This window comes from Pseudomonas sp. TH37 (assembly GCF_016650735.1).
GTDB lineage: Bacteria > Pseudomonadota > Gammaproteobacteria > Pseudomonadales > Pseudomonadaceae > Aquipseudomonas > Aquipseudomonas farris.
Window position 1 is genome coordinate 92,814 of record NZ_JAEKFD010000012.1, and the last position, 26,170, is coordinate 118,983.

18 protein-coding genes and 2 riboswitches are annotated in these 26,170 nt (G+C 60.4%); of the genes, 12 read left to right on the top strand and 6 right to left on the bottom strand.

Annotated features, from left to right (window positions below):
• Positions 1-23: 23 nt before the first annotated feature.
• The gene (gene cobN, locus JFU11_RS24915; protein ID WP_201062419.1) at positions 24-3,890 is read right to left on the bottom strand and encodes a cobaltochelatase subunit CobN; all 3,867 of its coding nucleotides are present in this window, start codon (positions 3,888-3,890) and stop codon (positions 24-26) included.
• 3 nt (positions 3,891-3,893) lie between these two features.
• Positions 3,894-4,955: a cobalamin biosynthesis protein CobW gene (cobW, locus tag JFU11_RS24920; protein WP_007898232.1), complete on the bottom strand. Its 1,062-nt coding sequence runs from the start codon at positions 4,953-4,955 to the stop codon at positions 3,894-3,896.
• Between the two features lie 100 nt (positions 4,956-5,055).
• A riboswitch (cobalamin riboswitch) is annotated at positions 5,056-5,270 on the bottom strand.
• Between the two features lie 188 nt (positions 5,271-5,458).
• Positions 5,459-5,687, top strand: a riboswitch (cobalamin riboswitch).
• A 120-nt stretch (positions 5,688-5,807) separates the two neighbouring features.
• On the opposite strand from cobW, the gene JFU11_RS24925 reads away from it, so the two are divergent.
• The 4 genes from JFU11_RS24925 (at position 5,808) to cobM (ending at position 7,972) form a co-directional block, all read left to right on the top strand.
• Complete coding sequence (locus JFU11_RS24925; protein WP_123722376.1) at positions 5,808-6,014, top strand: CbtB-domain containing protein; 207 nt, start codon at positions 5,808-5,810, stop codon at positions 6,012-6,014.
• Positions 6,015-6,025: 11 nt separating this feature from the next.
• Positions 6,026-6,733: a CbtA family protein gene (locus tag JFU11_RS24930; protein ID WP_008011023.1), complete on the top strand. Its 708-nt coding sequence runs from the start codon at positions 6,026-6,028 to the stop codon at positions 6,731-6,733.
• Positions 6,730-7,143, top strand: coding sequence for a cobalamin biosynthesis protein (locus JFU11_RS24935; RefSeq protein ID WP_007898224.1), 414 nt, complete (start codon positions 6,730-6,732; stop codon positions 7,141-7,143). The genes JFU11_RS24930 and JFU11_RS24935 overlap by 4 nt, the downstream gene beginning before the upstream one ends.
• Positions 7,144-7,225: 82 nt before the next feature.
• Positions 7,226-7,972, top strand: a complete 747-nt coding sequence (cobM, locus tag JFU11_RS24940; RefSeq protein WP_123722375.1) for a precorrin-4 C(11)-methyltransferase — start codon at positions 7,226-7,228, stop codon at positions 7,970-7,972.
• Between the two features lie 216 nt (positions 7,973-8,188).
• Here the strand turns inward: cobM and nfuA are convergent, their stop codons facing one another.
• Both nfuA and JFU11_RS24950 read right to left on the bottom strand, forming a co-directional pair.
• Positions 8,189-8,773 (bottom strand): Fe-S biogenesis protein NfuA, encoded by a 585-nt coding sequence (gene nfuA, locus JFU11_RS24945; protein WP_007898222.1) that lies wholly within the window; start codon positions 8,771-8,773, stop codon positions 8,189-8,191.
• Positions 8,774-9,033: 260 nt separating this feature from the next.
• On the bottom strand, positions 9,034-11,319 hold the full coding sequence (locus JFU11_RS24950) for a fatty acid cis/trans isomerase (RefSeq protein WP_123722374.1): 2,286 nt from the start codon (positions 11,317-11,319) through the stop codon (positions 9,034-9,036).
• Between the two features lie 155 nt (positions 11,320-11,474).
• On the opposite strand from JFU11_RS24950, the gene metH reads away from it, so the two are divergent.
• Positions 11,475-15,185, top strand: a complete 3,711-nt coding sequence (metH, locus tag JFU11_RS24955; RefSeq protein WP_201062420.1) for a methionine synthase — start codon at positions 11,475-11,477, stop codon at positions 15,183-15,185.
• A gap of 204 nt (positions 15,186-15,389) precedes the next feature.
• Positions 15,390-15,611, top strand: a complete 222-nt coding sequence (locus JFU11_RS24960; protein WP_123722372.1) for a DUF2970 domain-containing protein — start codon at positions 15,390-15,392, stop codon at positions 15,609-15,611.
• 6 nt (positions 15,612-15,617) lie between these two features.
• On the opposite strand, the gene JFU11_RS24965 is transcribed toward JFU11_RS24960, so the two are convergent.
• The gene (locus tag JFU11_RS24965) at positions 15,618-16,703 is read right to left on the bottom strand and encodes an ABC transporter substrate-binding protein (RefSeq protein WP_201062421.1); all 1,086 of its coding nucleotides are present in this window, start codon (positions 16,701-16,703) and stop codon (positions 15,618-15,620) included.
• 523 nt (positions 16,704-17,226) lie between these two features.
• Here JFU11_RS24965 and JFU11_RS24970 point away from each other — a divergent pair.
• Both JFU11_RS24970 and JFU11_RS24975 read left to right on the top strand, forming a co-directional pair.
• Complete coding sequence (locus tag JFU11_RS24970) at positions 17,227-18,885, top strand: nitrite/sulfite reductase (protein ID WP_123722370.1); 1,659 nt, start codon at positions 17,227-17,229, stop codon at positions 18,883-18,885.
• Positions 18,869-19,363 carry a DUF934 domain-containing protein gene (locus JFU11_RS24975; protein WP_038982933.1) on the top strand — a complete coding sequence of 165 codons (495 nt, stop codon included), beginning with the start codon at positions 18,869-18,871 and terminating at the stop codon, positions 19,361-19,363. The genes JFU11_RS24970 and JFU11_RS24975 overlap by 17 nt, the downstream gene beginning before the upstream one ends.
• An 83-nt stretch (positions 19,364-19,446) precedes the next feature.
• Here JFU11_RS24975 and sohB read toward each other — a convergent pair whose 3' ends face one another.
• Positions 19,447-20,469 (bottom strand): protease SohB, encoded by a 1,023-nt coding sequence (gene sohB, locus JFU11_RS24980; RefSeq protein ID WP_201062422.1) that lies wholly within the window; start codon positions 20,467-20,469, stop codon positions 19,447-19,449.
• A gap of 202 nt (positions 20,470-20,671) precedes the next feature.
• Between sohB and JFU11_RS24985 the strand changes: the two genes are divergently transcribed.
• The 4 genes from JFU11_RS24985 (at position 20,672) to JFU11_RS25000 (ending at position 25,966) form a co-directional block, all read left to right on the top strand.
• Positions 20,672-21,382 (top strand): histidine phosphatase family protein, encoded by a 711-nt coding sequence (locus JFU11_RS24985; protein WP_123722368.1) that lies wholly within the window; start codon positions 20,672-20,674, stop codon positions 21,380-21,382.
• Between the two features lie 64 nt (positions 21,383-21,446).
• Positions 21,447-21,761: an SCP2 sterol-binding domain-containing protein gene (locus JFU11_RS24990; protein ID WP_123722367.1), complete on the top strand. Its 315-nt coding sequence runs from the start codon at positions 21,447-21,449 to the stop codon at positions 21,759-21,761.
• Positions 21,762-22,065: 304 nt separating this feature from the next.
• Entirely contained in the window at positions 22,066-23,913 is a 1,848-nt protein-coding gene (locus JFU11_RS24995; RefSeq protein WP_123722456.1) for an amidohydrolase, read from the top strand.
• A gap of 334 nt (positions 23,914-24,247) precedes the next feature.
• A complete protein-coding gene (locus JFU11_RS25000) occupies positions 24,248-25,966 on the top strand; it encodes a hydrogenase maturation protein (protein WP_201062423.1) in 1,719 nt (572 codons plus the stop codon).
• Positions 25,967-26,170 lie beyond the last annotated feature (204 nt).

Sequence of the window (26,170 nt, forward strand, 5' to 3'; positions counted from 1 at the left end):
CACAGGTACAAGGTGTCACAGAGTTATCCGTCTTCTTCTATATCCAGCAACAAATTCTCCAGCGCCTCGCGGTACTCGCCCGGCTCTTTCCACATCCCTCGCTGCTGCGCTTCCAGCATGCGCTCGGTCATGTCGCGCAGGGCATGGGGATTGTGTTCGCGGACAAACTCCCGGGTCGCCGGATCGAGCAAATAGGCGTCCGCCAGCAACGCATATTGGTGATCGTCGATCAACTGCGTGGTGGCGTCGAACGCAAACAGGTTATCGACCGTCGCCGCCAGTTCGAACGCGCCTTTATAGCCATGACGCTTGACCCCGTCGATCCATTTCGGATTGGCCGCCCGGGAACGGATCACCCGGTTAAGCTCTTCCTTCAAGGTGCGGATCTTCGGCAAGTCCGGCTGACTGTGGTCGCCGTGATAACTGGCCGCCGCTTCACCGCTGAGGCTTTCGACAGCCGCCAGCATGCCACCCTGGAACTGGTAATAGTCGTTGGAATCGAGCAAGTCGTGTTCGCGGTTGTCCTGGTTTTGCAGCACTGCCTGCACCTGGCTCAGACGCTGAGCGAACTGTTCGCGGGCGGCGGTGCCTTCATCGGAGCCGCCGTAAGCGTAGCCGCCCCAGTTCAGGTAAACCTCGGCCAGGTCTTCGCGGCTTTGCCACAAGCGACCGTCGATGGCGCCCTGCACGCCCGCTCCGTAAGCACCCGGTTTGGCCCCGAAGATGCGCCAGCCGGCCTGTCGCCGCGCCGCGTCTTCATCCAGACCGGATTCCAACAGCGCTTGCCGCTCGGCGCGGACCTTGGCCGCCAACGGGTTGAGATCGTCTGGCTCATCCAGCGCGGCGACCGCTTGCACGGCGGCATCGAACAGGCGGATCAGGTTGGCAAAGGCATCGCGGAAAAATCCGGAGACGCGCAAGGTCACATCCACCCGCGGGCGGTCCAGCAAACTCAACGGCAGAATTTCGAAGTCATCGACGCGCTGGCTTCCGGTCGCCCAGACCGGTCGCACGCCCATCAGCGCCATGGCCTGGGCGATGTCGTCGCCGCCGGTGCGCATGGTTGCGGTGCCCCAGACCGACAGGCCGAGCTGCCGCAGGTGATCGCCGTGGTCCTGTAAGTGCCGCTCAAGAATCAGGTTCGCGGATTGGAAGCCGATGCGCCACGCGGTGGTGGTCGGCAGGTTGCGCACGTCCACCGAATAGAAATTGCGCCCGGTGGGCAGCACGTCCAGCCGGCCGCGACTCGGCGCACCGCTCGGGCCGGCCGGGACGAATCGGCCGCTGAGAGCGTCGAGCAGACCGCGGATTTCCGCTGGGCCGCAGGCGTCCAGGCGTGGGGCAACCACTTCGCGCAGGCTCTCAAGGATGGCGCTGACGTCAGCCCACGCAAGACCCTGTGGGAGCGGGCTTGCCCGCGATAGCGGTGGGTCAGATAAATCAATGTCGACTGACACGCCGCCTTCGCGGGCAAGCCCGCTCCCACAGGGGGCGCGGTGGGCTTGAGATGGGTTCAGTGTCAGCAAGATCAGTTCAGCGGCAAATAGCTCCAGTCGCTCGCGGGTATCGCCCGCTGTGCGCCATAGCTCATCGCTGACCGACAACAGGGCATCCGGACGCAGCCCGACCCAAGGCTCAGCCAACGCACAATCCAATGGATCAAACCCCAACGCGAACGCCTTGGCCAGCGCCCGCAACAAGCTCGATTGCGCCCCACGACCATCGCCACGAGGAATACGCAGCAAGGCCAACAAGGTGTCGATGCGCAACCGACCGACCGGCGACTCGCCAAACACGTGCAGGCCATCGCGGATCTGCGACTCCTTCAAATCGCACAGATACGTGTCCAGACGCGGCAACCAGATCGCCGCATCGGCGTCACTGTCGAGCTTTTCGTCCAGTTGCAGTTCGCGGTCGATGTGCGTGTCGCGCACCAGTTGCAGGATGTCGCGCTGCAACTCTCGGGCGCGGCGTGGATCGAGCAATTGCGCTTCGTAATATTCGTCGGCCAACAATTCGAGATTGCGCAGCGGACCGTAGGTTTCAGCGCGGGTCAGCGGCGGCATCAGGTGATCGATGATCACCGCCTGGGTGCGGCGCTTGGCCTGGGCGCCCTCGCCCGGGTCGTTGACGATAAATGGATAGATGTTCGGCAGCGGTCCGAGCAATGCGTCCGGCCAGCAATTTTCCGACAGCCCGACGCCCTTGCCCGGTAGCCATTCGAGGTTGCCGTGTTTGCCGACGTGAATCACGCCGTGAGCGCCGTAGGTGTTGCGCAACCAGAAGTAGAAAGCGAGATAGCCGTGGGGCGGCACCAGGTCCGGGTCGTGATAGACAGCACTTGGATCGACTTGATAACCCCGGGCCGGTTGAATGCCGACGAAGGTCAGGCCGAAGCGCAGACCGGCAATCATCATTCGTCCGCCACGGAACATTGGATCGTTTTCGGGTGTGCCCCAACGTTCCAGTACGGCTTGGCGATTGGCCTCGGGCAGCGCGTTGAACATCAGGTTGTAGTCGTCCAGCCCGAGGCTTTGATGGCAGGGACGCTGGTCGAGGGTGTCGAGGTCGTTGCTGACGCCGCCGAGCAATTGCTGGATCAGCGCGGTACCGCTGTCCGGCAACTCGGCCGGCAGCGGATAACCTTCTTTATGAAGCGCACGCAGAATATTCAGCGCCGCGGCGGGAGTGTCGAGGCCGACACCATTGCCGATACGCCCATCGCGAGTCGGGTAGTTGGCGAGGATCAGGGCGATGCGTTTTTCGCCATTGGGCACTCGCGCCAGATCGATCCAGCGCCGCGCCAGTTCGGCGACAAAATCCATGCGCTCAGGTGCAGGCCGGTAGCAGACCACGTCGGATTGACTGCGCTCACTGCGCCAGGCCAGATCCTTGAAACTGATCGGCCGGCTGATGATCCGGCCGTCCAGTTCCGGCAGCGCGATGTGCATCGCCAGATCGCGAGGACCAAGGCCCTGCTCGCTGGCGCGCCAACCGGGTTCATTGTCCTGGGCGCAGATCGCCTGGATAACCGGGATATTGCGGCGAAACGGTCGCAAGTGCGGCGCTTCGGGACTGGACTGGGCGAAACCGGTGGTGTTGAGAATCACCCCCGCCTCGACTTCATCCAGCAAGTCCTCAACCACCGTCAGGCAGCCGGGCTCTTTCAGACTGGCCAGCGCAATCGGCAACGGATTCAACCCCGCCGCTTGCAAACGCTGGCAGAAAATATCGATGAAATCGGTGTTCGCCGCCTGCAAATGCGAGCGGTAAAACAGCACCGCCGCCACCGGCTGATCAGCTTGCCAGTCGGCTTGCCAATCCTTCAGTTCTGCGGGGCTTTTTTGCGGGTGGTAAATCGCGGTGCGTGGCAGGGTTTGCGGCTCGGACCATGGGTAGTCACGGCCCAGCCAGCGACTGGCGAGGCAGCGAAACAGGTCGAGCGCATTGGCCATGCCGCCCTGACGCAGGAAGTGCCAGAGCCGGTCGCGGTCTTGCGCGGTGACGGTGCTCAGGTCACTGAGTTCCGGGTCCGGGCGATCATCCCCCGGCACCAGAATCAGCTGCACGCCGCGCTCGGACAATTCCACCAGACGCTCGATGCCATAACGCCAATAGGCGATGCCGCCGTGCAGCGAGATCAGAATCACCTTGGCGTGGCGCAGCACTTCGTCGACGTAGAGATCGACCGAGGCGTGATTCTGCACCTGCATCGGGTTGGCCAGGCGCACGCTCGGGTAATCGTCGGGCAACTGTTGCGCCGCTTCGGCGAGCAACGCCAGGCTGGAATCGCCGCTGCACAGGATCACCAGCTCGGCGGGGGTTTGTCCAAGGTCGGCAATGTTGTCATCCGACACGAAACCGCCGGGCTGGGTCCTGAGCAGGTGCATGGTTTAAACGCTGAGCGCTGCGCGCAATTGCGCTTCGAGCGCAGCGGCGTCCAGGTCCTGACCGATTAACACCAGACGGGTGGTGCGCGCTTCTTCAGCGCCCCACTGACGGTCGAAGTGCTTGTCGAAGCGCGTGCCCACGCCCTGGATCAGCAGACGCATCGGCTTGTTCGGCACTGCTGCAAAACCTTTGACCCGAAGGATGCCGTGCTGGACCACCAATTGAGTCAGCGCATCCATCAGCAGGCTTTCGTCGGCTTGTGGCAGCTCGATCGAGATGGAATCAAACGCGTCATGGTCGTGGTCGTCTTCACCTTCATGGTGATGATCGTGATGGCTGTGACGGCTGTCGATGTGTTCTTCGGAACCGGCGCCCAGGCCGATCAGCACGTCCAATGGCAGACGACCGCTGCTGGCTTCGATGACTTTCACCGCTGGCGGCAGTTCTTCGGCGACTTCCAGGCGCACGCGGGCCAGGTCTTCAGCGCTGATCAGGTCGGCCTTGTTGAGGATCACCAGGTCGGCGCTGGCCAGTTGGTCGGCGAACAGCTCATGCAGCGGCGATTCGTGGTCCAGGTTCGGGTCGAGTTTGCGCTGGGCATCGACCTGATCCGGGAAGGCAGCGAAGGTGCCAGCAGCCACGGCCGGGCTGTCGACCACGGTGATCACCGCGTCAACCGTACAGGCGCTGCGGATTTCTGGCCACTGGAAGGCTTGAACCAAAGGTTTTGGCAGGGCCAGGCCCGAAGTTTCGATGAGGATGTGGTCGAGGTCGCCGCGACGAGCGACCAGTTCGCGCATCACCGGGAAGAATTCTTCCTGAACCGTGCAGCACAGGCAGCCGTTGGCCAGTTCGTAGACGCGACCGTTGGCTTCTTCTTCGGTGCAACCGATCGAGCACTGCTTGAGGATTTCGCCGTCGATGCCCAGCTCGCCAAACTCGTTGACGATCACCGCGATGCGACGGCCCTGGGCGTTGTCGAGCATGTGGCGCAGCAAGGTGGTTTTGCCCGAGCCGAGGAAGCCGGTAACGATGGTGACGGGGAGTTTGGCCAGTGTTTTCATCGGATGCCCTTTGGCAAGGTGGCGGGCATACGGGACGACAATCGCAGCGGCAGGTGCACGCGCGCAAGAGTTCCGCCACCGGATCACCCCGCCCGGTTGTAGTGAGAATCTGTGTCGAGGCAGGTCTCCTGGCTGACGGTGTGCCAATCGTTCGACTGGCGCTTGCTGCGCCTTCCCGCGAACCTGATGGATCAGGGTTTGCAGTGGCGTGGCAGCGAACATCACCGTTCACAGTTGCGGGGGCAGCCGCGGCATCGACCGCGTTCCCTTCTTAGCTTCGGCAGACGCCGAAGAACCTCGAAAGCGCAAGGCTACGCATCGTGTGGGGGCGGGTCAATGTTCATGCCGCGTTCTGTGGAGGCTGGGATGACGCCATCGCGGGCAAGCCCGCTCCCACAGTTGATCGCATTCCCTTGTGGGAGCGTGGCTTGCCCGCGATGCAGGCGACTGGGTTCCGAGTTGAGAACCCATGCCAATTGACGCCCAACCCCCGCCCATGCTCTCCTACACGCCTTGTTACGGGTGCCCTTCACAGGGTGAAACGGGAAACCGGTGAATCATGTGCTTTACTCTAAAGCCATGTCAGTCCGGTGCTGCCCCCGCAACGGTAAGCGAGTGAAGCGTCAGATCCACTGTGCCCGTCATACGGCATGGGAAGGTGATGCTTGCAGGTTTCGGCGCAAGCCCTGCCCCTCGCGAGCCCGGAGACCGGCCCGCAACACAAAGTGACTTTTACGTTCACTGAATAACAAACCCGCGGTGGGCGGGCGCTGTTCGAAATCTCTGCGTGCCCCGGCGTGCGGAGGTTTTCATGCGCTCTATTCACCCGCTGACAGACCAGAGGGAAGCGCCATGTCGATCATCAGCAGCACCGGCAGCAACACCGATAAAAAGATCACGATCAGCACCACCACTACCCTGAGCCAACGCCTGACCGCCGCTTTTTGTGCGTCGATCCTTGGCGCGTGCCTTGTGTATTTCGCCGGTTTCTCGCACATCGAAGCGGTGCATAACGCCGCGCACGATACCCGTCACAGTTCTGCCTTTCCGTGCCATTGAGACCTGCTGACATGATCAAGCGTATTGCGCAAACCGCAGGCTTCACAGGGCTGCTGGCCGCCCTGCTGTTGACCCTGCTGCAAAGTTTCTGGGTGGCCCCGCTGATTTTGCAGGCCGAGACCTACGAAAAATCCGAGCCAGCCGCTGTTGAAATTCACGAGCACGCCGCGGGTGCTGTCACCGCTCACACTCACGATGCCGAAGCCTGGGAGCCGGAAGACGGCTGGCAGCGCGTGCTGTCGACCACCGGCGGCAATCTGGTGGTAGCGGTCGGTTTCGCTTTGATGCTCGCGGGCCTCTACACCTTGCGCGCCCCACGCCGTACCTCTCAGGGCCTGCTCTGGGGTCTGGCCGGTTATGCGACATTCGTGCTGGCGCCCACCCTCGGCCTGCCACCTGAGCTGCCGGGCACCGCTGCTGCGGATCTGGCGCAACGGCAGATCTGGTGGATTGGCACTGCCGCATCCACTGCTGTAGGCATCGCGCTGATCGTGTTCAGCCGCCACTGGCTGATGAAGATCCTCGGCGTAGCGATTCTCGCCGTTCCGCACGTCATTGGCGCGCCACAACCGGAAGTGCATTCCATGCTGGCTCCGGAAGCCCTGGAAGCGCAGTTCAAAATCGCTTCGCAGCTGACCAACATGGCGTTCTGGCTGGCCCTGGGCCTGATCAGCGCCTGGTTGTTCCGCCGCAAAAGCGATGGCCAATACTCCGCATGACTGACGTCAGCGCAGCGCCGACCCTGGTGGTCGGCCTGGGCTGCCAGCGCGGCTGCCCCGTCAGCACGCTGCGGGCGCTGCTTGATCAGGCGTTACAGGCCCATCAAATCGAGCTTCGTGAGATCAAGGCCTTGGCCAGTATCGATCTCAAGCGCGAAGAGCCCGCCCTGATCGAACTGGCCGAACAACTGGCATTGCCGTTGATGTATTTCAGCAGCGAACAATTGGCCGGTTATGAACCGCAACTCAGCCACCACTCGGACATCGCGTTCGAACGCACCGGCTGTTACGGCGTAGCGGAAAGTGCCGCACTGGCATTGGCCGAACAGTTGGCTCAGGCACCGGCAAAGTTGCTGATTCCACGACAAAAATACGCCCAGGCCACCCTTGCATTGGCCAGCGCCGCGTAAAATCCCCGATAATCCCCGCCTTCGATCATGAGCAATCTTCATCTGAAGCGTGCCCATACCCTTTTTCTGACAGGAAACGACGATGACCGTCTACTTCATTGGCGCAGGCCCCGGCGACCCGGAACTGATCACCGTCAAAGGCCAGCGGCTAATTCGTAGCTGCCCGGTCATCATCTATGCAGGCTCCCTGGTGCCCGCCGCCGTGCTGGAGGGCCACCGGGCCGAACAGGTGGTCAACAGCGCCGAATTGCACCTGGAACAGATCATCGAGCTGATCAAGACCGCCCATGCCAACGGCCAGGACGTGGCCCGGGTGCATTCCGGCGATCCGAGCCTGTACGGCGCGATTGGCGAGCAGATTCGCTACTTGCGTGAACTCGAGATCCCTTTCGAAATCATTCCCGGCGTCACCGCCACCGCAGCCTGCGCAGCGCTTTTAGGTGCTGAACTGACCTTGCCGGACGTGTCACAAAGCGTGATTCTGACCCGCTACGCCGACAAGACCGCGATGCCGGCCGGTGAAGAGCTGGGCAGTCTGGCGCAGCATGGGGCGACCATGGCGATCCACTTGGGGGTCAATCATCTGGAGAAGATCCTCGTCGAATTGCTCCCGCACTACGGCGCCGATTGCCCGATAGCGGTGATTCATCGGGCAACCTGGCCGGATCAGGATTGGGTGGTGGGGACGCTGGCGGATATTGCCGGGAAGGTTGAAGCCAAGGGATTTCGCCGCACGGCGCTGATTCTGGTGGGCCGGGTGTTGGGCAGCGATCATTTCAGTGAATCGTCGTTGTATCGCGCGGGGCATGCGCATTTGTATCGCCCTTGAGCCACCCCCCCCTTGAGCCAACCACTCCCTGTGGCGAGGGGGCTTGCCCCCGTTCGGCTGCGCAGCAGTCGTAAACCAGACAACTCGGTGCATCGGAAAAATGTAGAGGGCCGCTTCGCGACCCAACGGGGGCAAGCCCCCTCGCCACAGGTTATCGATCACCCATAAAAAAACGGCGCTCACGGGCACCGTTTTTTCGTTTTTGCAGCGAACACCTTAGTAGTAGGCGTTTTCTTTCTGCGTGTGGTCGGTCACGTCACGAACGCCCTTGAGCTCAGGAATACGCTCGAGCAAGGTGCGCTCGATGCCTTCGCGCAGGGTGACGTCTGCCTGGCCGCAGCCCTGGCAGCCGCCGCCGAATTTCAACACGGCGATGCCGTCTTCGACCACATCGATCAGGCTGACCTGACCGCCGTGGCTGGCCAGCCCCGGGTTGATTTCGGTTTGCAGGTAGTAGTTGATGCGCTCGTTGACCGGGCTGTCGGCGTTGACCATCGGTACTTTGGCGTTTGGCGCCTTGATGGTCAGTTGGCCGCCCATACGGTCGGTGGCGTAGTCGACTACCGCATCGTCCAGGAATGCTTCGCTGAACGAGTCGATGTAAGCGGTGAAGCTTTTGAGCCCCAGCGCCGTGTCTTCAGGTTTTTCTTCCCCCGGCTTGCAGTAGGCAATGCAGGTTTCGGCGTACTGGGTGCCAGGCTGGGTGATAAAGACGCGGATGCCGATGCCCGGGGTGTTCTGCTTGGAGAGCAGATCAGCCAGGTAATCGTGGGCGGCGTCGGTAATGGTAATAGCGGTCATGGAAACTCCTCGCAGGCTTGGACGCAGTTTACGCCAATCATCGCGCCGGACAAAGTCCTAGTATTTTTGTCGGGAAAGATGCACTGATCACTGTGGGAGCGACCTGTGGCGAGGGGGCTTGCCCCCGTTGGGTTGCGAAGCAGCCCCAAAATTTCTGACATACCGAAGATCTTGTGAGTGCTGCGCACTCAAACGGGGGCAAGCCCCCTCGCCACAGGTCGCTCCCACACTGGGTCGCAGGCACTTCTAAATTCCGTGCATCAAAGATTCTCGTAGCGATTCATGTCCAGCACGCCCTCTTCCACCGGGTCGGTGTCGTGGATGTAGCGGCTCAGATCATGGAAATACTGCCAAAACTGCGGATGGCTGCGGCGAATGCCCCAGCGTTCGACGATTTTCTCGAAACTGGCAGCGTCCTTGGCATTTTCCATCGCATCGACGAACGCGGGCACTTGGCCGGCCGGGATGTTGAACATGAAGTTCGGGTAGCTGCTGAGCACACCCGGATAAATCGTCAACGTATCGAGCCCCGGCTGATAGCGCAGCGACTCACCGAGCAGGAACGCCACGTTGCTGTGGGCGCGGTTGCGCAGCAGGCTATAAACCTCGCGCTTGCCGCTTTGGGTCTCGATGCGCAACATCGTGGCTTCCGGCAACTGATCGATGACCTTCAGCCCCGCAGCCGGACGTGAAGTCAGGCGGCTCAAGGCCTGCTCGGCGTTCTGCAACGCCAGGTCGATGTTCGGCCGCGAGCAATAAGCGCCGTCGCAGCGGTTGATCGGGTCGGGCTTGGCATTGAGGTCGCCGTACCGGGCCAGCAATTGCAGGGCGAAATCGCGTTTCGGGTCCTTTTCGTCCAGCGTCAGCGCCGTTGGTTTGTCATTATCGATGTACTCATAATCCAGCCACATCTTGAACTTGCCGCCGTTCTGATACCAATCGTCGAGGTAGCCGTCCCGTGAGTCGGCCGGCATCAGACGCAGGAAATTCTGCTCGGCACCGTTGCGAATCAGGTCGAAGTACAACCGGGTCTGGGCTTGATGGGAAACGTTGCCGAACACATCGAAGTTGACCGCCAACTGGTAATACGTGCGCTCCAGCAACGGGTAATCGAACAGCCAAATGGTTTGCGGGACGTCACCGATCAGGCCTTTGTTCACCGAGGCGCTGTCGAAATGCCGGAAAATACTCAGCAAAGCGTTGTCATTGCCGGCCCACAGGGTCGACCAACTCGGTGCCGGCAGGTCGGCGTAGCTGTCGCGGCGCAAGGCTTCGTACTCGTTGCGTTTGTCGCGGTAGTCATGCCACAGGCTCAGGACACTGCCGACGTCATCGTTCTGCCCCGGCATCGCCAGCAACGGCGTGGCCTGGCCGCGATAATTCGGGTCGGTGATGTAAAGGTCATGCTCCGGGGCCTGGAACAGCGCCCAGAAGTTGTCGCGAATCACGTCGGTGGCGATCTGGCCGCGGCAGACAGGGCCACGAATAAATGTGCGCACGAAGTATTCGGCGTTATCGAGCATGAACTGGTAACGCGCCTGAGCCGGGATGCCCTCAAAGGTCGTGAACGGATTGGCCCGTCGCTCCGGCCCATAACCCGGTAGTGCGTTGACCTGCCAATTGCCGCTGTAAAACAGGCTTTTGATCCGCGCCATCTTCGCCGCGCTCAGCGGATAGGTGATGTGGGTCTTGTGCACGATCACGCCTTGCACCGGCCACAAACGGTAGTAGACCTGAGTGCCCGGATCGTCATTCGGGCGGCGAGTGTTAATCAGATCGATCGGCTGCCCCGTCGGCGTGCGCGAACGTACCCACTGAAAGAAATGCCCCGGCTCGCCGTCCTTGAAATAGATGTGCGCCAGGAACCAGTGCTCGAACAACCAGCGCCCGACCAGGCTCTCCCGGGCGCCCGGCGCGTTGAGCAGGTTTTCCCATTGCACCACCTGCAAGGCTTCCTTGGCGCTGGGCACCAGGCCCTGCTCATCAATTGGCGCGCCGGAGGCTAGCCAGCGTTGCAACGTCTGGTATTGCTGATCGGTCAGGCCGGTGACCGCCAACGGCATGCCTTCTTTAGGGTGGACGCTGGCGTAGCCGTCGAACTCCGCCGGCATGGCGCACATGTTTTCCCGGTTCAGGCCCAGGACGATGTCTTCCGGCAATTTGGCGTTAGGTTGCAACGGGGTTTTGTGGCCCAGTTCGAGCATCCGCGCCATCAGCGCCGCTTGGCTGCCTTGGGCGTCGAGCACCGAATAAAAGCCTTTTTGCTGCCAGGCACGTTTGCCAAAGGCGTCATAAAACAGCCGGGTCGGCGCTGCGGCCTGGCGGCGCTCACCGTCATAGACCGGCGCCTTCGTCGCGCCTCGGGCCACCCCTTCGCCACTGCCCAGATTGAGCTGACAGGCGGAATCGTAGCAGGCATGGCAGGCGACGCACTTTTCGGTGAAGATCGGTTGAATGTCGCGAACGTAGGAAATATCCGGACCTTGTGCAGCGGCGCCCCCGCTTAAAAACAGCATCAATAGGCTGGTGACGACGCGATACGACATATCCCTGGTCCTGATCATGAGAAAACGCCGCGATTCTACCGGTGTGGCCCGCGCACCAACATGAACGATATTCATGCAAAACCCGCACATGCTCCAAAAGCGCACAGGTTTGTTATTATCCCGCCCCTTCGTCATGGCCTTACCGAGTAGTCCAAATGTCCGATCGCAGCGTTCGCCTTCAAGCTCTCAAGCACGCCCTCAAAGAGCGCATCCTGATTCTCGATGGCGGCATGGGTACGATGATCCAGAGCTACAAGCTCGAGGAGCAGGATTACCGTGGCAAACGCTTCGCCGACTGGCCGAGCGATGTAAAAGGCAACAACGACCTGTTGGTGCTGACGCGCCCGGACGTGATTGGCGCTATTGAAAAAGCCTACCTGGATGCCGGCGCCGACATTCTGGAAACCAACACCTTCAACGCCACCCAAGTGTCCCAGGCCGACTACGGCATGCAGGGCCTGGCGTACGAACTCAACGTAGAAGGCGCACGCCTGGCGCGCAAGGTGGCGGACGCCAAGACCCTGGAAACCCCGGACAAGCCGCGTTTCGTCGCCGGCGTACTTGGCCCTACCAGCCGCACCTGCTCGCTGTCGCCTGACGTGAACAACCCCGGCTACCGCAACGTGACCTTCGATGAACTGGTGGAAAACTACACCGAGGCCACCAAAGGCCTGATCGAAGGCGGCGCCGACCTGATCCTGATCGAAACCATCTTCGACACCCTCAACGCCAAGGCTGCGATCTTCGCTGTGCAGGGTGTTTACGAAGAGTTGGGCGTCGAGTTGCCGATCATGATTTCCGGCACCATCACCGACGCCTCTGGCCGCACCCTCTCCGGCCAGACCACCGAAGCGTTCTGGAACTCCGTGGCCCACGCCAAGCCGATCTCCGTCGGCCTGAACTGCGCCCTGGGCGCCAGTGAACTGCGCCCGTACCTGGAAGAACTGTCGAACAAGGCCAGCACCTACGTGTCGGCGCACCCGAACGCCGGCCTGCCGAACGAATTCGGCGAGTACGACGAACTGCCATCGGAAACCGCCAAGGTCATCGAAGAATTCGCCCAAAGCGGCTTCCTGAACATCGTCGGCGGCTGCTGCGGCACCACACCGGGCCACATCGAAGCCATCGCCAAAGCAGTGGCCGGTTATGCGCCGCGTGAGATTCCGGACATTCCCAAGGCTTGCCGCCTTTCGGGCCTGGAGCCGTTCACCATCGATCGCAGCTCGTTGTTCGTCAACGTCGGCGAGCGGACCAACATCACCGGTTCCGCCAAGTTCGCCCGTCTGATCCGTGAAGACAACTACACCGAAGCCCTGGAAGTCGCCCTGCAGCAGGTCGAAGCCGGCGCCCAGGTGATCGACATCAACATGGACGAAGGGATGCTCGATTCGAAGAAGGCCATGGTGACCTTCCTCAATCTGATTGCCGGTGAACCGGACATCTCCCGCGTCCCGATCATGATCGACTCCTCCAAGTGGGAAGTGATCGAAGCCGGCCTCAAATGCATCCAGGGCAAGGGCATCGTCAACTCGATCAGCATGAAAGAAGGCGTCGAGCAGTTCATTCATCACGCCAAACTGTGCAAACGCTACGGCGCCGCCGTGGTGGTGATGGCCTTCGACGAAGCCGGTCAGGCCGACACCGAAGCACGCAAGAAAGAAATCTGCAAACGCTCCTACGACATTCTGGTCAACGACGTCGGCTTCCCGCCGGAAGACATCATCTTCGACCCGAACATCTTCGCCGTGGCCACCGGTATCGAAGAACACAACAACTACGCTGTGGACTTCATCAACGCCTGTGCCTACATCCGCGATGAACTGCCGTACGCCCTGACCTCTGGCGGCGTATCGAACGTGTCGTTCTCGTTCCGTGGCAACAACCCGGTGCGAGAGGCGATTCACTCGGTGTTCCTGCTGTATGCGATTCGTAATGGCCTGACCATGGGTATCGTCAACGCCGGTCAGCTGGAGATCTACGACCAGATTCCGGCCGAACTGCGCGACGCCGTCGAAGACGTGATCCTCAATCGCACCCCGGAAGGCACCGACGCTCTCCTCGCCATTGCCGACAAGTACAAGGGCGACGGCAGTGTCAAGGAAGCCGAGACCGAAGAGTGGCGCAACTGGGACGTCAACAAGCGTCTGGAACATGCGCTGGTCAAGGGCATCACCACCCACATCGTGGAAGACACCGAAGAGTCGCGCCTCTCCTTTGCTCGCCCGATCGAAGTGATCGAAGGCCCGCTGATGTCCGGCATGAACATCGTCGGCGACCTGTTCGGCGCCGGTAAAATGTTCCTGCCGCAGGTGGTGAAATCCGCCCGCGTGATGAAACAGGCCGTGGCCCACTTGATCCCGTTCATCGAACTGGAAAAAGGCGACAAGCCGGAAGCCAAGGGCAAGATCCTCATGGCCACGGTCAAGGGTGACGTACACGACATCGGCAAAAACATTGTTGGCGTGGTGCTGGGCTGCAACGGCTATGACATCGTCGACCTCGGCGTGATGGTGCCGGCGGAGAAGATCCTGCAAGTCGCCAAAGAACAGAAATGCGACATCATCGGCCTGTCCGGTTTGATCACTCCTTCGCTGGACGAAATGGTTCACGTGGCCCGCGAGATGCAGCGTCAGGACTTCCATCTGCCATTGATGATCGGTGGCGCGACCACCTCCAAGGCGCACACAGCGGTGAAGATCGAGCCCAAGTACAGCAACGACGCGGTGATCTACGTCACCGACGCCTCCCGCGCTGTAGGCGTGGCGACGCAGTTGCTGTCCAAGGAGCTGAAGGCCGGTTTCGTCGAGAAGACTCGCCTGGAATACATCGACGTTCGCGAGCGCACCGCCAACCGCAGCGCCCGTACCGAACGCCTGAGCTACCCGGTGGCCATCGCCAAGAAGCCGCAGTTCGACTGGGGCAGCTACGAACCAGTCAAACCGACGTTCACCGGCGCCAAGGTGCTGGATAACATCGACCTGAAGGTGCTGGCCGAATACATCGACTGGACACCGTTCTTCATCTCCTGGGACCTGGCCGGCAAGTTTCCGCGCATCCTCAAGGACGAAGTGGTCGGTGAAGCCGCCACCGCGCTGTACGCCGATGCCCAGGAAATGCTCGCCAAGCTGATCGACGAAAAACTCATCAGCGCCCGTGCGGTGTTCGGCTTCTGGCCGGCCAATCAGGTGCGTGACGATGACATCGAAGTCTACGGCGATGACGGCAAGCCATTGGCCAAGCTGCACCACTTGCGCCAGCAGATCATCAAGACCGACGGCAAACCGAACTTCTCCCTGGCCGACTTCGTCGCGCCCAAAGACAGCGGCGTGACCGACTACGTGGGTGGTTTTATCACCACCGCCGGGATCGGCGCCGAAGAAGTGGCCAAGGCCTATCAGGATGCGGGCGACGACTACAACTCGATCATGGTCAAGGCCCTGGCCGACCGCTTGGCCGAGGCCTGTGCCGAGTGGCTGCACCAACAGGTGCGTAAAGACTACTGGGGCTATGCCAAGGACGAGACACTGGACAACGAGGCGTTGATCAAAGAGCAATACACCGGCATCCGCCCTGCTCCGGGCTACCCGGCGTGCCCGGATCACACCGAGAAAGCCACGCTGTTCAAGCTGCTTGACCCGGAAGCGGAAGAACTCAAGGCCGGCCGCAGCGGCGTGTTCCTCACCGAGCACTACGCCATGTTCCCGGCGGCAGCAGTCAGCGGCTGGTACTTCGCTCACCCGCAGGCGCAGTATTTCGCCGTGGGCAAGATCGACAAGGATCAGGTGCAGAGCTACACCTCGCGCAAAGGTCAGGAGTTGAGCGTGACCGAGCGCTGGCTGGCGCCTAACCTGGGTTACGACAACTAATCCCCATCCCCTGTGGGAGCGACCTGTGGCGAGGGGGCTTGCCCCCGTTGGGCTGCGAAGCAACCCCCAAAATCTCTGATGTATCAAAGATCTTGTGAGTGCTACGCACTCAAACGGGGGCAAGCCCCCTCGCCACAGGTCGCTCCCACAGGTTTCGGGTGTATTGTCTATGCTTACCTCTCATACATTGATGACGGGGGATTTATGGACGATCCAGTCGACAACAACAAACCGCCGACCTTCTGGCAGATGCTGCACAGCGTCATGGCGGCGGCTTTCGGGGTGCAGAGCGGGAAGAATCGGGCTCGGGATTTCAGCCACGGCAAGCCGAGTCATTTCGTGATGTTGGGGATTCTGTTCACGGCAGTGTTCGCGTTGACGCTGTTTGGCATCGTCAAACTGGTGGTGTACCTGGCGGGTATCTGAACCGGCTCAGTGCATCAGGGCTTGCAAGCTGAACGGGTAGCGATACGACGTCGGTCGCCCCTTGGCGGAGAGTTTCTGAAAATCCACGCCATAATCCTGAGTAGCACTCAACGCCAGCAACCGCTTGGCTTGTGCGTGATTGATCAGCTGCAACAACGGAATCTGCCGGTCGCGCCCACCGTACTGGCTGACATCCACCCCCATATCGTAGTCATGCAGTTGCACCAAGGCCCAACCACCCAGAGTGAAGTGCCCGCCCAACAGCACACTCAACCTCCCTTCCAACAGCGCCTGTAACGCAGTCGGTGAATTGTTGACGGCGCTGAACAGCGCGTCCTTGCCGGGTTGGCCGCCCGTTTCGGCGAAGGCCTGCATGGCGCCAAAGGCCATTTCATCGTTGGCCGACCAGACCAGCGACGTGTGCGGATAACGCTTGAACAATAACCTGGCCTGCTCATAGGCGCGCTCGCGGGTCCAGCCGCCGTAGACCAACTGACGCAACCGCACTTCAGGGTGTTCGGCCAATGCCCGCATCATGCCCTTCTCACGCTGTTGCGCGGCTGGCGTGATCTTCAGGCCAGAGAAGGCCACGAGATCAATGACCTGACCGGGCGCGACCGGACGATGCAGGCGAATCAGCTCCTTGAGCATCAAGTAGCCGCCCTCCTCATTGTTGGGCACCAGGCTGCCCAACCAGTCGGGATACTTGTCCGGCTGGGCACCGAGCAGGCGCATCTGGTCTGCGGTCAGGCCGTTGTTGACCAGAAACAGCTTCACACCGCTGCCTTGAGCCAGGCGCAGGATTTCGGGCGCGACGTACAGTTCGTTGACGAACACCAGATAGTCCGGTCGATTCGGCCCTTGCAGGGCTTCGCGGGCCTGCTTGAGAGTGGTTTCAGCGTTTCGCTCGGAATACTGGATGCGCAAATCCATGCCCAGATTCTTGGCCGCGGCCTGCATGAACTGCGAGTAACTGACCCAGAACACCTCTTGGGTGGTTCCCGGATTGAGGAACAATACGGACGCCGCCTGGGCACACGGCCCCAAGACCGTACCAAGCGCCAGCACTACACCACAGAAGAACTTCAACATTAAACGTCCGAGCCCCCGAAAATCCGCTGCGCATTATAGCCAGCGAAGTCCCTGGAACGGCGCTTATTCCGGCGTCTGTCCGACAATCGTCGGCGCCGGGCCCGGACGGGGTCGTTTATTGATGGCTGACCCAGAACACCGCTGTGCCCACGACCAGGATGATCAGGAACAAAATCGCCCAAGCATCTACCGTGCTATCGCTTTTCCCTGCTTTGGTTGGGTTGCTCATTGCATCGCCTCTTGTCGGTTTTATCGGTGATTGCATAAAGACTCGAGCACAGTTAAGACGATGATTGCCCGCACCACAAATGTGGGTTTTGCTCCTATGAGTTTCATTAGTCGTTTTGGTTCTTTACATATACTCAAACATCACTTTTGCGCATAACTGCAAACTGGTATCTTGCCTCCGCTCCGTTGGGAGTGCGCGGCCGTGCGCGCAGAATTGCCGAGGCAGTATCGGAAACTTCAGCAAGCGAAAAACGCAACTGGATCCGACCGGCCCAAGCCTGAGAACAGGACTTATATGTACGTATACGACGAGTACGATCAGCGGATCATCGAGGACCGCGTCAAGCAGTTCCGAGATCAGACCCGACGCTATCTGGCAGGCGAGCTGAGCGAAGAAGAATTCCGCCCCCTGCGCCTGCAAAATGGCCTTTATATCCAGCGCTTCGCGCCGATGCTGCGGGTGGCGGTGCCTTATGGCCAACTGACTTCGCGCCAGACGCGAATGATGGCCAAGATTGCCCGCGACTATGACAAGGGCTACGCCCACATCAGTACCCGGCAGAACGTGCAGTTCAACTGGCCGGCTCTGGAAGACATCCCGGACATCCTGGCTGAATTGGCGACCGTGCAGATGCATGCGATCCAGACCAGCGGCAACTGCCTGCGCAACGTCACCACCGACCAGTTCGCCGGTGTCGCGGCCGACGAGTTGATTGACCCGCGTCCGTGGTGCGAAATCGTGCGCCAATGGACTACTTTCCACCCGGAATTCGCTTATTTACCGCGCAAGTTCAAAATCGCCATCAACGGTTCGACGTCCGACCGTGCGGCCATCGAAGTCCATGACATCGGCCTTGAGCCGGTGCACAACGCCGCGGGCGAACTGGGTTTCCGTGTGCTGGTCGGTGGCGGCCTGGGCCGTACGCCGGTGGTGGGCGCGTTCATCAACGAGTTCCTGCCATGGCAGGACCTGTTGAGCTACCTCGACGCCATCCTGCGGGTTTACAACCGCTACGGCCGTCGCGACAACAAGTACAAGGCGCGGATCAAGATTCTGGTCAAGGCCCTGACACCTGAAGTGTTCGCGCAGAAAGTCGACGCGGAAATGGAACACCTTCGCGGTGGCCAGACCACGCTGACCGAGGCCGAAGTGCATCGCGTGGCCAAACACTTCGTCGATCCGGAATACCAGGCTCTGGACAACCAGACTGCCGAACTGACCGAACTCGACAAACAGCACCCAGGCTTCGCCCGCTGGCGCACCCGCAACACCCTGCCCCACAAGAAACCGGGTTACGTAGCCGTGACGCTGTCTCTGAAGCCGACAGGCGTTGCGCCAGGCGACATCACCGACAAGCAGCTCGATGCCGTTGCCGACCTCGCCGACCGCTACAGCTTCGGCCAGCTGCGCACCTCCCACGAGCAGAACATCATTCTGGCCGATGTCGAGCAGAGCCAATTGTTCGCCCTGTGGGGCGAGTTGCGCGAGCAAGGTTTCGCCACACCGAACATCGGTTTGCTGACCGACATCATCTGCTGCCCGGGCGGCGACTTCTGCTCCCTGGCCAACGCCAAATCGATCCCGATCGCCGAATCGATCCAGCGTCGTTTCGAAGACCTGGACTACCTGTTCGACATTGGCGAGCTGGACCTGAATATCTCCGGCTGCATGAACGCCTGTGGTCACCACCACGTCGGCCACATCGGCATCCTCGGGGTGGACAAGAAAGGCGAAGAGTTCTACCAGGTGTCCCTGGGTGGCAGCGCCAGTCGCGATGCGAGCCTGGGCAAGATCCTCGGCCCGTCTTTCGCACAGGAAGCCATGCCTGACGTGATCGAGAAGCTGATCGACGTGTACATCGAACAACGTACCGAAGACGAACGCTTTATCGACACCTATCAGCGTATCGGCATCGACCTCTTCAAGGAGCGCGTCTATGCAGCGAATAATTAAGAACAACGAAGTCGTCGACGAAACCTGGCACCTGTTGCCGAAGGACTTCAACATCGACGAGATCAGCAATTGCGACGACCTGATCGTCCCGTTGCAGCTGTGGCGCGAACACAGCCGCATGCTCAAGGCCCGCGATGGTGGCCTGGGTGTGTGGCTGGACGCCGATGAAGAAGCGGAAGAAATCGGTGACGACGTGGAAAATTTCCAGGTCATCGCCCTGAATTTCCCGGCCTTCACCGATGGGCGCAACTACTCCAACGCCCGCCTGCTGCGTGACCGTTATGGGTTCAAAGGCGAACTGCGGGCGATTGGCGATGTGCTGCGCGACCAGCTGTTCTACCTGCACCGCTGCGGTTTCGACGCCTTTGCGATCCGCGCCGATAAAGACCCGTATGAAGCCCTGGAAGGTCTCAAGGACTTCTCGGTGACCTATCAGGCTGCTACCGACGAACCGCTGCCGCTGTTCCGTCGCCGCTAAGTACGCGTACAACAAAAAGCCCTGAATCGGAAATCCGGTTCAGGGCTTTTTTGTGTCCGGCATAAACGATTACGCGACGGTGCTTACCAGAAGCGTTGCTGGGTCAAGCGGCTCCACCAGCTCAGCAATACACGATCGATCGAACCGCTGGCCGCGATGCCGATGCGCTCCTGCAGGCTTTTTCGTTCGGCGTAATGCAAATGGTAGAGCTCGGACTGCTTGGCGCGTTCGGCAAGGTATTCATCGCTGGTCTTGAGTTCATCTACCAGTTGCTTGTCGAGCGCCGCAATGCCCAGCCAGATTTCTCCGGTGGCCACTTCGTCGATGGCCAATTGCGGGCGATAGCGGGAAACGAAGTTCTTGAACAGCTGATGGGTGATGTCCAGGTCTTCCTGGAATTTCTCCCGGCCCTTCTCGGTGTTTTCGCCAAACACTGTCAGGGTGCGCTTGTACTCGCCGGCCGTCAGTACTTCAAAGTCGATGTCGTGTTTTTTCAACAGGCGATTGACGTTGGGCAACTGCGCCACCACGCCGATCGAGCCGAGGATCGCGAACGGCGCACTGATAATTTTCTCGCCGATGCACGCCATCATGTAGCCGCCGCTGGCCGCGACCTTGTCGATGCACACGGTCAACGGCACGCCGGCTTCACGAATCCGCGCCAGTTGCGAAGACGCCAGGCCATAGCTGTGAACCATGCCGCCGCCGCTTTCAAGGCGCAGCACCACTTCATCCTTCGGCGTGGCGAGGGTCAGCAGTGCGGTAATTTCGTGGCGCAGGCTCTCAGTGGCCGACGCCTTGATGTCACCGTCGAAATCCAACACGAACACCCGCGGTTTGGCCTCGGGTGTCTTCTTTTGTTTTTTCTCGGTTTTAGCTTGGGACTTACGCAGGGCCTTGAGCTGATCCTTGTCGAGCAAGGTTTGCTCCAGGCGTTCGCGCAGCCCTTTGTAGAAATCATTGAGTTTGTTGACTTGCAACTGCCCGGCCGACTTGCGCCGACCTTTGCTGCGCAACGCCGCAAAACTGGCCAGGACCACCAGAATGGCGATCACCAGAGTCACGGCCTTGGCCAGAAAAATGGCGTACTCGAACAAAAGCTCCACAGGGACTCCTTCAATCAATGCGCGGGGTAAACACGCGCGGGATACCTCCAGCATACCCATCCGCCGGCCTGACGGCCAGCCGTGAAACCTCTGGCAACGGGCCTGTAACGGGCATTTCAAACAAGCGTATGTTTTTTCATTGACAGCTCACCGCCATCCTCATAACCTCGCCAAACCTTCAACGTACCGGGATGACGCGGACGTGGGCAGCATCTACTTGATTCGACATGGCCAGGCCTCCTTTGGTGCAGACGACTATGACGTCCTGTCGCCGACCGGAATTCGCCAGGCAGAACTCCTCGGCCAGCACCTGGCCGAACTCGGTGTCAGCTTCGATCGCTGCCTGTCGGGTGACCTGCGCCGCCAGCAACACACCGCCAACAGCGCGCTGGAACAATTCGCCGCCGTCGGGATGCCGGTGCCGGTGCTGGAAATCGATTCCGCCTTCAACGAATTCGACGCCGACGCGGTGATCCGTGCCCTGCTGCCGGCCATGTTGGAGGACGAGCCCCAAGCGCTGGATATCCTGCGCAACGCCGCACAAAACCGTGCTGAGTTCCAACGTATCTTTGCCTTGATCATCGAGCGCTGGCTCGCCGGCACCTACGACACGCCGGGCCTGGAGAGCTGGCTGGGTTTTGTCGAACGCGTGCAGGCCGGTCTGCATCGATTGCTCGAACAAGCCGACAATACCCAGAAAATCGCCGTGTTCACTTCCGGTGGCACTATCACTGCCCTGCTCCACCTCATCACACAAATGCCCGCAAAGCAGGCGTTTGAACTGAACTGGCAAATCGTCAACACCTCGCTCAACCTGCTTAAGTTTCGTGGTCGCGAGGTGGCCCTGGCTTCCTTCAACAGTCATGCACACCTGCAACTGCTGAAGGCCCCGGAACTCATCACGTTTCGCTGAGTCCGGATTATTGTGACCCTGGCTGTAATCACCCAGCTCTTATTACCCAAGAAAGGATCGAACCATGACCTCCGTAGCTGATGCCGTACAAGCAATGAAAGCCAAGTTCAACCCAGCCGCTGCTGCCGGTCTGGACCTGGTATTCGGTTTCCGCATCGACGACACCAAGAACTTCTCGCTGATCGTCAAAGACGGCACCTGCGACCTGCAAGAAGGCGAGAACCCGGACGCCCAGGTCACTCTGGTAATGGACGGCGAAACCCTGGAAGGCATCGTTGACGGTTCGACCGACGGCATGCAAGCGTTCATGAGCGGCAAACTGCGCGCTGAAGGCGACATGATGCTGGCCATGAAACTGTCCGAGCTGTTCCCGGCCTAAACACGCCGCTCCCGTCTTTCGGGAGCACGTCTGGCTGCAAACGAATCCCGCCCCTCGTGGCGGGATTCGTCGTTTTCGCCCTCGGAAAACGGCTATCTGCGGATTTGCCGACTATATTCCTTCTGGCCGCATGCGTCAGACATCGGCTGTTGATCCCCGCTTCTTTGTGAAGAACTTTCTGGAGAGCGCTGCCATGAGCCCACCTGACGAGCACAACGACTTCAGTCGTCGCCGTGTATTGCAAGGCCTTTCGGCAGGCGCCGTCGGTGCCTGGGTCAGCCCACTATTCGCAGGGAGTAAAACCATGCCCGATGCCCCGGCCGATCTGATTCTTTACAACGGACGCCTGCACACCGTCGACCGCAAGAAACCCCAGGCCAGCGCCGTCGCGATCAAGGACGGACGCTTCGTGGTGGTCGGCAGCGATGCCCAGGCCATGGCGCTGCAAGGCCCCGGCAGCCAGATCATCGACCTGCATGGACGAACGGTGATTCCGGGGCTCAATGACTCCCATCTGCACTTGATCCGTGGGGGCCTGAATTACAACCTCGAACTGCGCTGGGAAGGCGTGCCGTCCCTGGCCGATGCCTTGCGCATGCTCAAGGAGCAGGCCGATCGCACGCCGACGCCGCAATGGGTGCGAGTGGTCGGTGGCTGGAACGAATTCCAGTTTGCCGAGAAGCGTCTGCCGACGATTGAAGAACTGAACAAGGCAGCGCCGGACACCCCAGTGTTCGTCCTGCACCTCTACGACCGCGCCCTGCTCAACCGTGCCGCGCTGAAAGTCGTCGGTTATACCCGCGACACGCCGAACCCGCCGGGTGGCGAGATCCAGCGCGATGCCAGTGGCGACCCCACCGGCATGCTGATTGCCCGACCCAATGCGATGATCCTTTACTCGACCCTGGCCAAGGGACCGAAGTTACCGCTGGAGTATCAAGTCAACTCGACCCGCCAGTTCATGCGCGAACTCAATCGGCTGGGCGTCACCAGCGCCATCGATGCCGGCGGCGGTTATCAGAATTATCCAGACGATTATCAAGTCATCCAGCAACTGGCCAAAGACCAGCAGCTCACGGTGCGCATTGCCTACAACCTGTTCACTCAAAAACCCAAGGAAGAGCTGACCGATTTCAAAAACTGGACCAGCACTTCCCATTACGGTCAGGGCGATGACTTCCTGCGGCACAACGGTGCCGGGGAAATGCTGGTGTTCTCGGCAGCGGATTTTGAAGACTTCCTCGAACCCCGCCCCGACCTGCCGCAAACCATGGAGCAGGAGCTGGAACCGGTGGTGCGGCATCTGGTGGAACAGCGCTGGCCCTTCCGCCTGCACGCCACCTACAACGAATCCATCAGCCGCATGCTCGACGTGTTCGAGAAGGTCAATCGGGATATTCCGTTCGACGGCTTGCCATGGTTCTTCGATCATGCTGAAACCATCACCCCACGGAACATTGAACGGGTCAAAGCCTTGGGCGGCGGTATCGCCATCCAGGATCGCATGGCGTTCCAGGGCGAGTACTTTGTCGACCGTTATGGCGCGAAGGCGGCTGAAGCGACACCCCCGATCGCGCGCATGCTGGCCGAGGGTGTGCCGGTGGGCGCCGGCACCGATGCCACGCGCGTGTCCAGCTACAACCCCTGGACCTCGATGTACTGGCTGGTCAGCGGCCGCACCGTCGGCGGGTTGGCCCTGTACCCGCAAGGCTTGAGCCGCGATACGGCGCTGGAACTGTTCACCCACGGCAGCGCCTGGTTTTCTTCCGAACAAGGCAAGAAAGGCCAGATCAAGGTCGGGCAACTGGCGGACCTGATCGCACTGTCGGCGGATTACTTTCACATCGAAGACGAAGCCATCAAATGGATCGAGTCGGTGCTGACCATTGTCGATGGCAAGATCGTCTACGGCAGCGTGGAGTTCGAAAAACTGGGACCACCGCCTATCCCGGTGGTGCCTGAGTGGTCGCCCGTGGTGAATGTACCGGGACACTGGAAACCACTGGCGCCGCTGACCGCGCAAGTGCACCAGTGCGTGGGCGCTTGCGCGGTGCATGCCCACAGCCATGAGCGGGCGCGGTTGTCGTCAGCGCCGGTCAGTGACTTTCAAGGGTTCTGGGGGGCGTTTGGCTGTTCGTGTTTTGCGTTCTGAAAAAGAGAAAAGATCGCAGCCTGCGGCAGCTCCTACAGGATCGATTTCACCCGCAATATTTCGGTGAATGTAAATCCTGTAGGAGCTGCCGCAGGCTGCGGTCTTTTGATTTTCAACCCCAGCATTCCCCACATACATTTGAAGCAATAAAAAAATCAGGATCCACTCACCCACAGAAATAAGCCGCTCGGCCGCCAATGAAATACCCACTGACACAAGCTTGACCTCGATCAGTTGCTCACTCCCTCGCAATCACTACTATCGCGCTTCCATCGAAGGCCACGGACGGCTCATTGGGAGCCTGCGACCCGTTATTCTCAAGGAAGAGTCAATCATGCGGTCATTAAAAATCATTCTGCTGGCGTCAGCATTCAACGGGCTGACCCAACGGGCCTGGCTGGATTTACATCAAGCCGGCCACTCGCCCAGCGTGGTGCTGTTCACCGATGGTGACGCGGTGTGCGAGCAAATCGAACACTCGGGCGCCGATCTGGTGATCAGCCCGTTCCTCAAGGACCGGGTACCGCAACAGTTATGGAGCAACCGCCAGCGTCCCGTGGTGATCATTCATCCGGGCATTGTCGGCGACCGTGGCGCCAGTGCGCTGGACTGGGCGATCACCCGTGAACTCGGCCGCTGGGGCGTGACCGCGTTGCAAGCGGTGGAGGAAATGGATGCCGGACCGGTCTGGGCCACCTGTGAATTCAACCTGCCCCAAGGCTTGCGCAAATCCGAGTTGTACAACGGGCGCGTCAGCGATGCCGCGATCTCCTGCATTCGCGAAGTCGTGGAAAAATTCATCGCCGGTTTTGTTCCGGTGCCCTTGGATTACAGCCAACGCCATGTGATTGGCCGCTTGCAGCCGAACATGAAGCAAGCCGTCCGCTCCTTCAGCTGGCACGACAGCTCACGCTTCATCCAACGCTGCATCGACGCTGCCGATGGCCAGCCCGGCGTATTGGCGAGCCTGGCTGGCGGTCAGTATTACCTGTACGACGCTCACCTGGATTCGCGCAGCGGCACGCCGGGGGAGATTCTCGCGGTGCACGACGATGCGGTGCTGGTGGCGACCGGCGATAGCAGCCTGTGGATCGGCTCGCTGCGAAGCAAACCCCAGCCCGGTGAAGAAACTTTCAAACGCCCGGCCCGGCATGTGCTCGCCGAGCAGCTGGTGCAAGTACCGACCCTTGATTGGTCGATCGCTTCCCTGCCCTTCAACAATGAGTCCTATCAACCGATCCGCTATCGCGAATCAGGCCATGTCGGCGAACTGACCTTCGAGTTTTACAACGGCGCGATGAGCACCGAACAGTGCCAGCGACTGGTGGAAGCCCTGCGCTGGGCCAAGTGCCGGGATACCCAAGTGTTGCTGATCAAGGGCGGGCGCGGCAGTTTTTCCAACGGCGTGCACCTCAACGTGATTCAGGCCGCAGCGGTTCCAGGGCTGGAAGCCTGGGCCAATATTCAGGCCATCGATGACGTCTGCCAGGAACTGCTCAGCGCCCGGCAACTGGTAGTCAGCGGCCTGACCGGCAACGCCGGGGCCGGCGGCGTGATGCTGGCGCTGACCGCCGACATCGTCTTCGCCCGGTCCGACATCGTGTTCAACCCCCACTACAAAACCATGGGCCTGTACGGCTCCGAGTACTGGACCTACAGCCTGCCCCGCGCCGTCGGCCGGGCAATGGCGGAAAAGCTCACTGAAGACTGTCTGCCAATCAGCGCTGCCCAGGCCTTGAAACTGGGCATGGTCCAGGAAATCGGCCCGCGCTGCCCCGACGAGTTTGGCCTGTGGTTGTTGCAGCGGGCCAATGGTGCATTGAGTGATCCGGCGTATCAGGCGGTGCGCGAGCGTAAAAGCCAGCTCGATACTCAACTGATGCAGCACAGTCGCAATGCCGAGCTGGAAGAGATGCAACTGGACATGGTGCAGAACCGCAAACAGTTTGCCGAGAAGTGCCGAAATTTTGTGTTCAAGCGCAAGGCGTGTGGCACGCCTCAGCGGTTGGTGGCTGAATGGGCGCAGGTGAAGGAAATTGAATTGGCAGATTGATTGTTTGGCATGAAGTAATTAGGTCGGGCAGTGAAATCTGTGGCGAGGGAGCTTGCTCCCGTCCGGCTGCGCAGCAGTCGTAAACCATCCGATAAGGTGCATCTGAAGAACTGCAGTGGCAGGTTTTGGGGCCGCTTCGCGCCCCAGCGGGAGCAAGCTCCCTCGCCACAGACGGTATCCGCTGGCGGCGCCTGCTCTTACAAT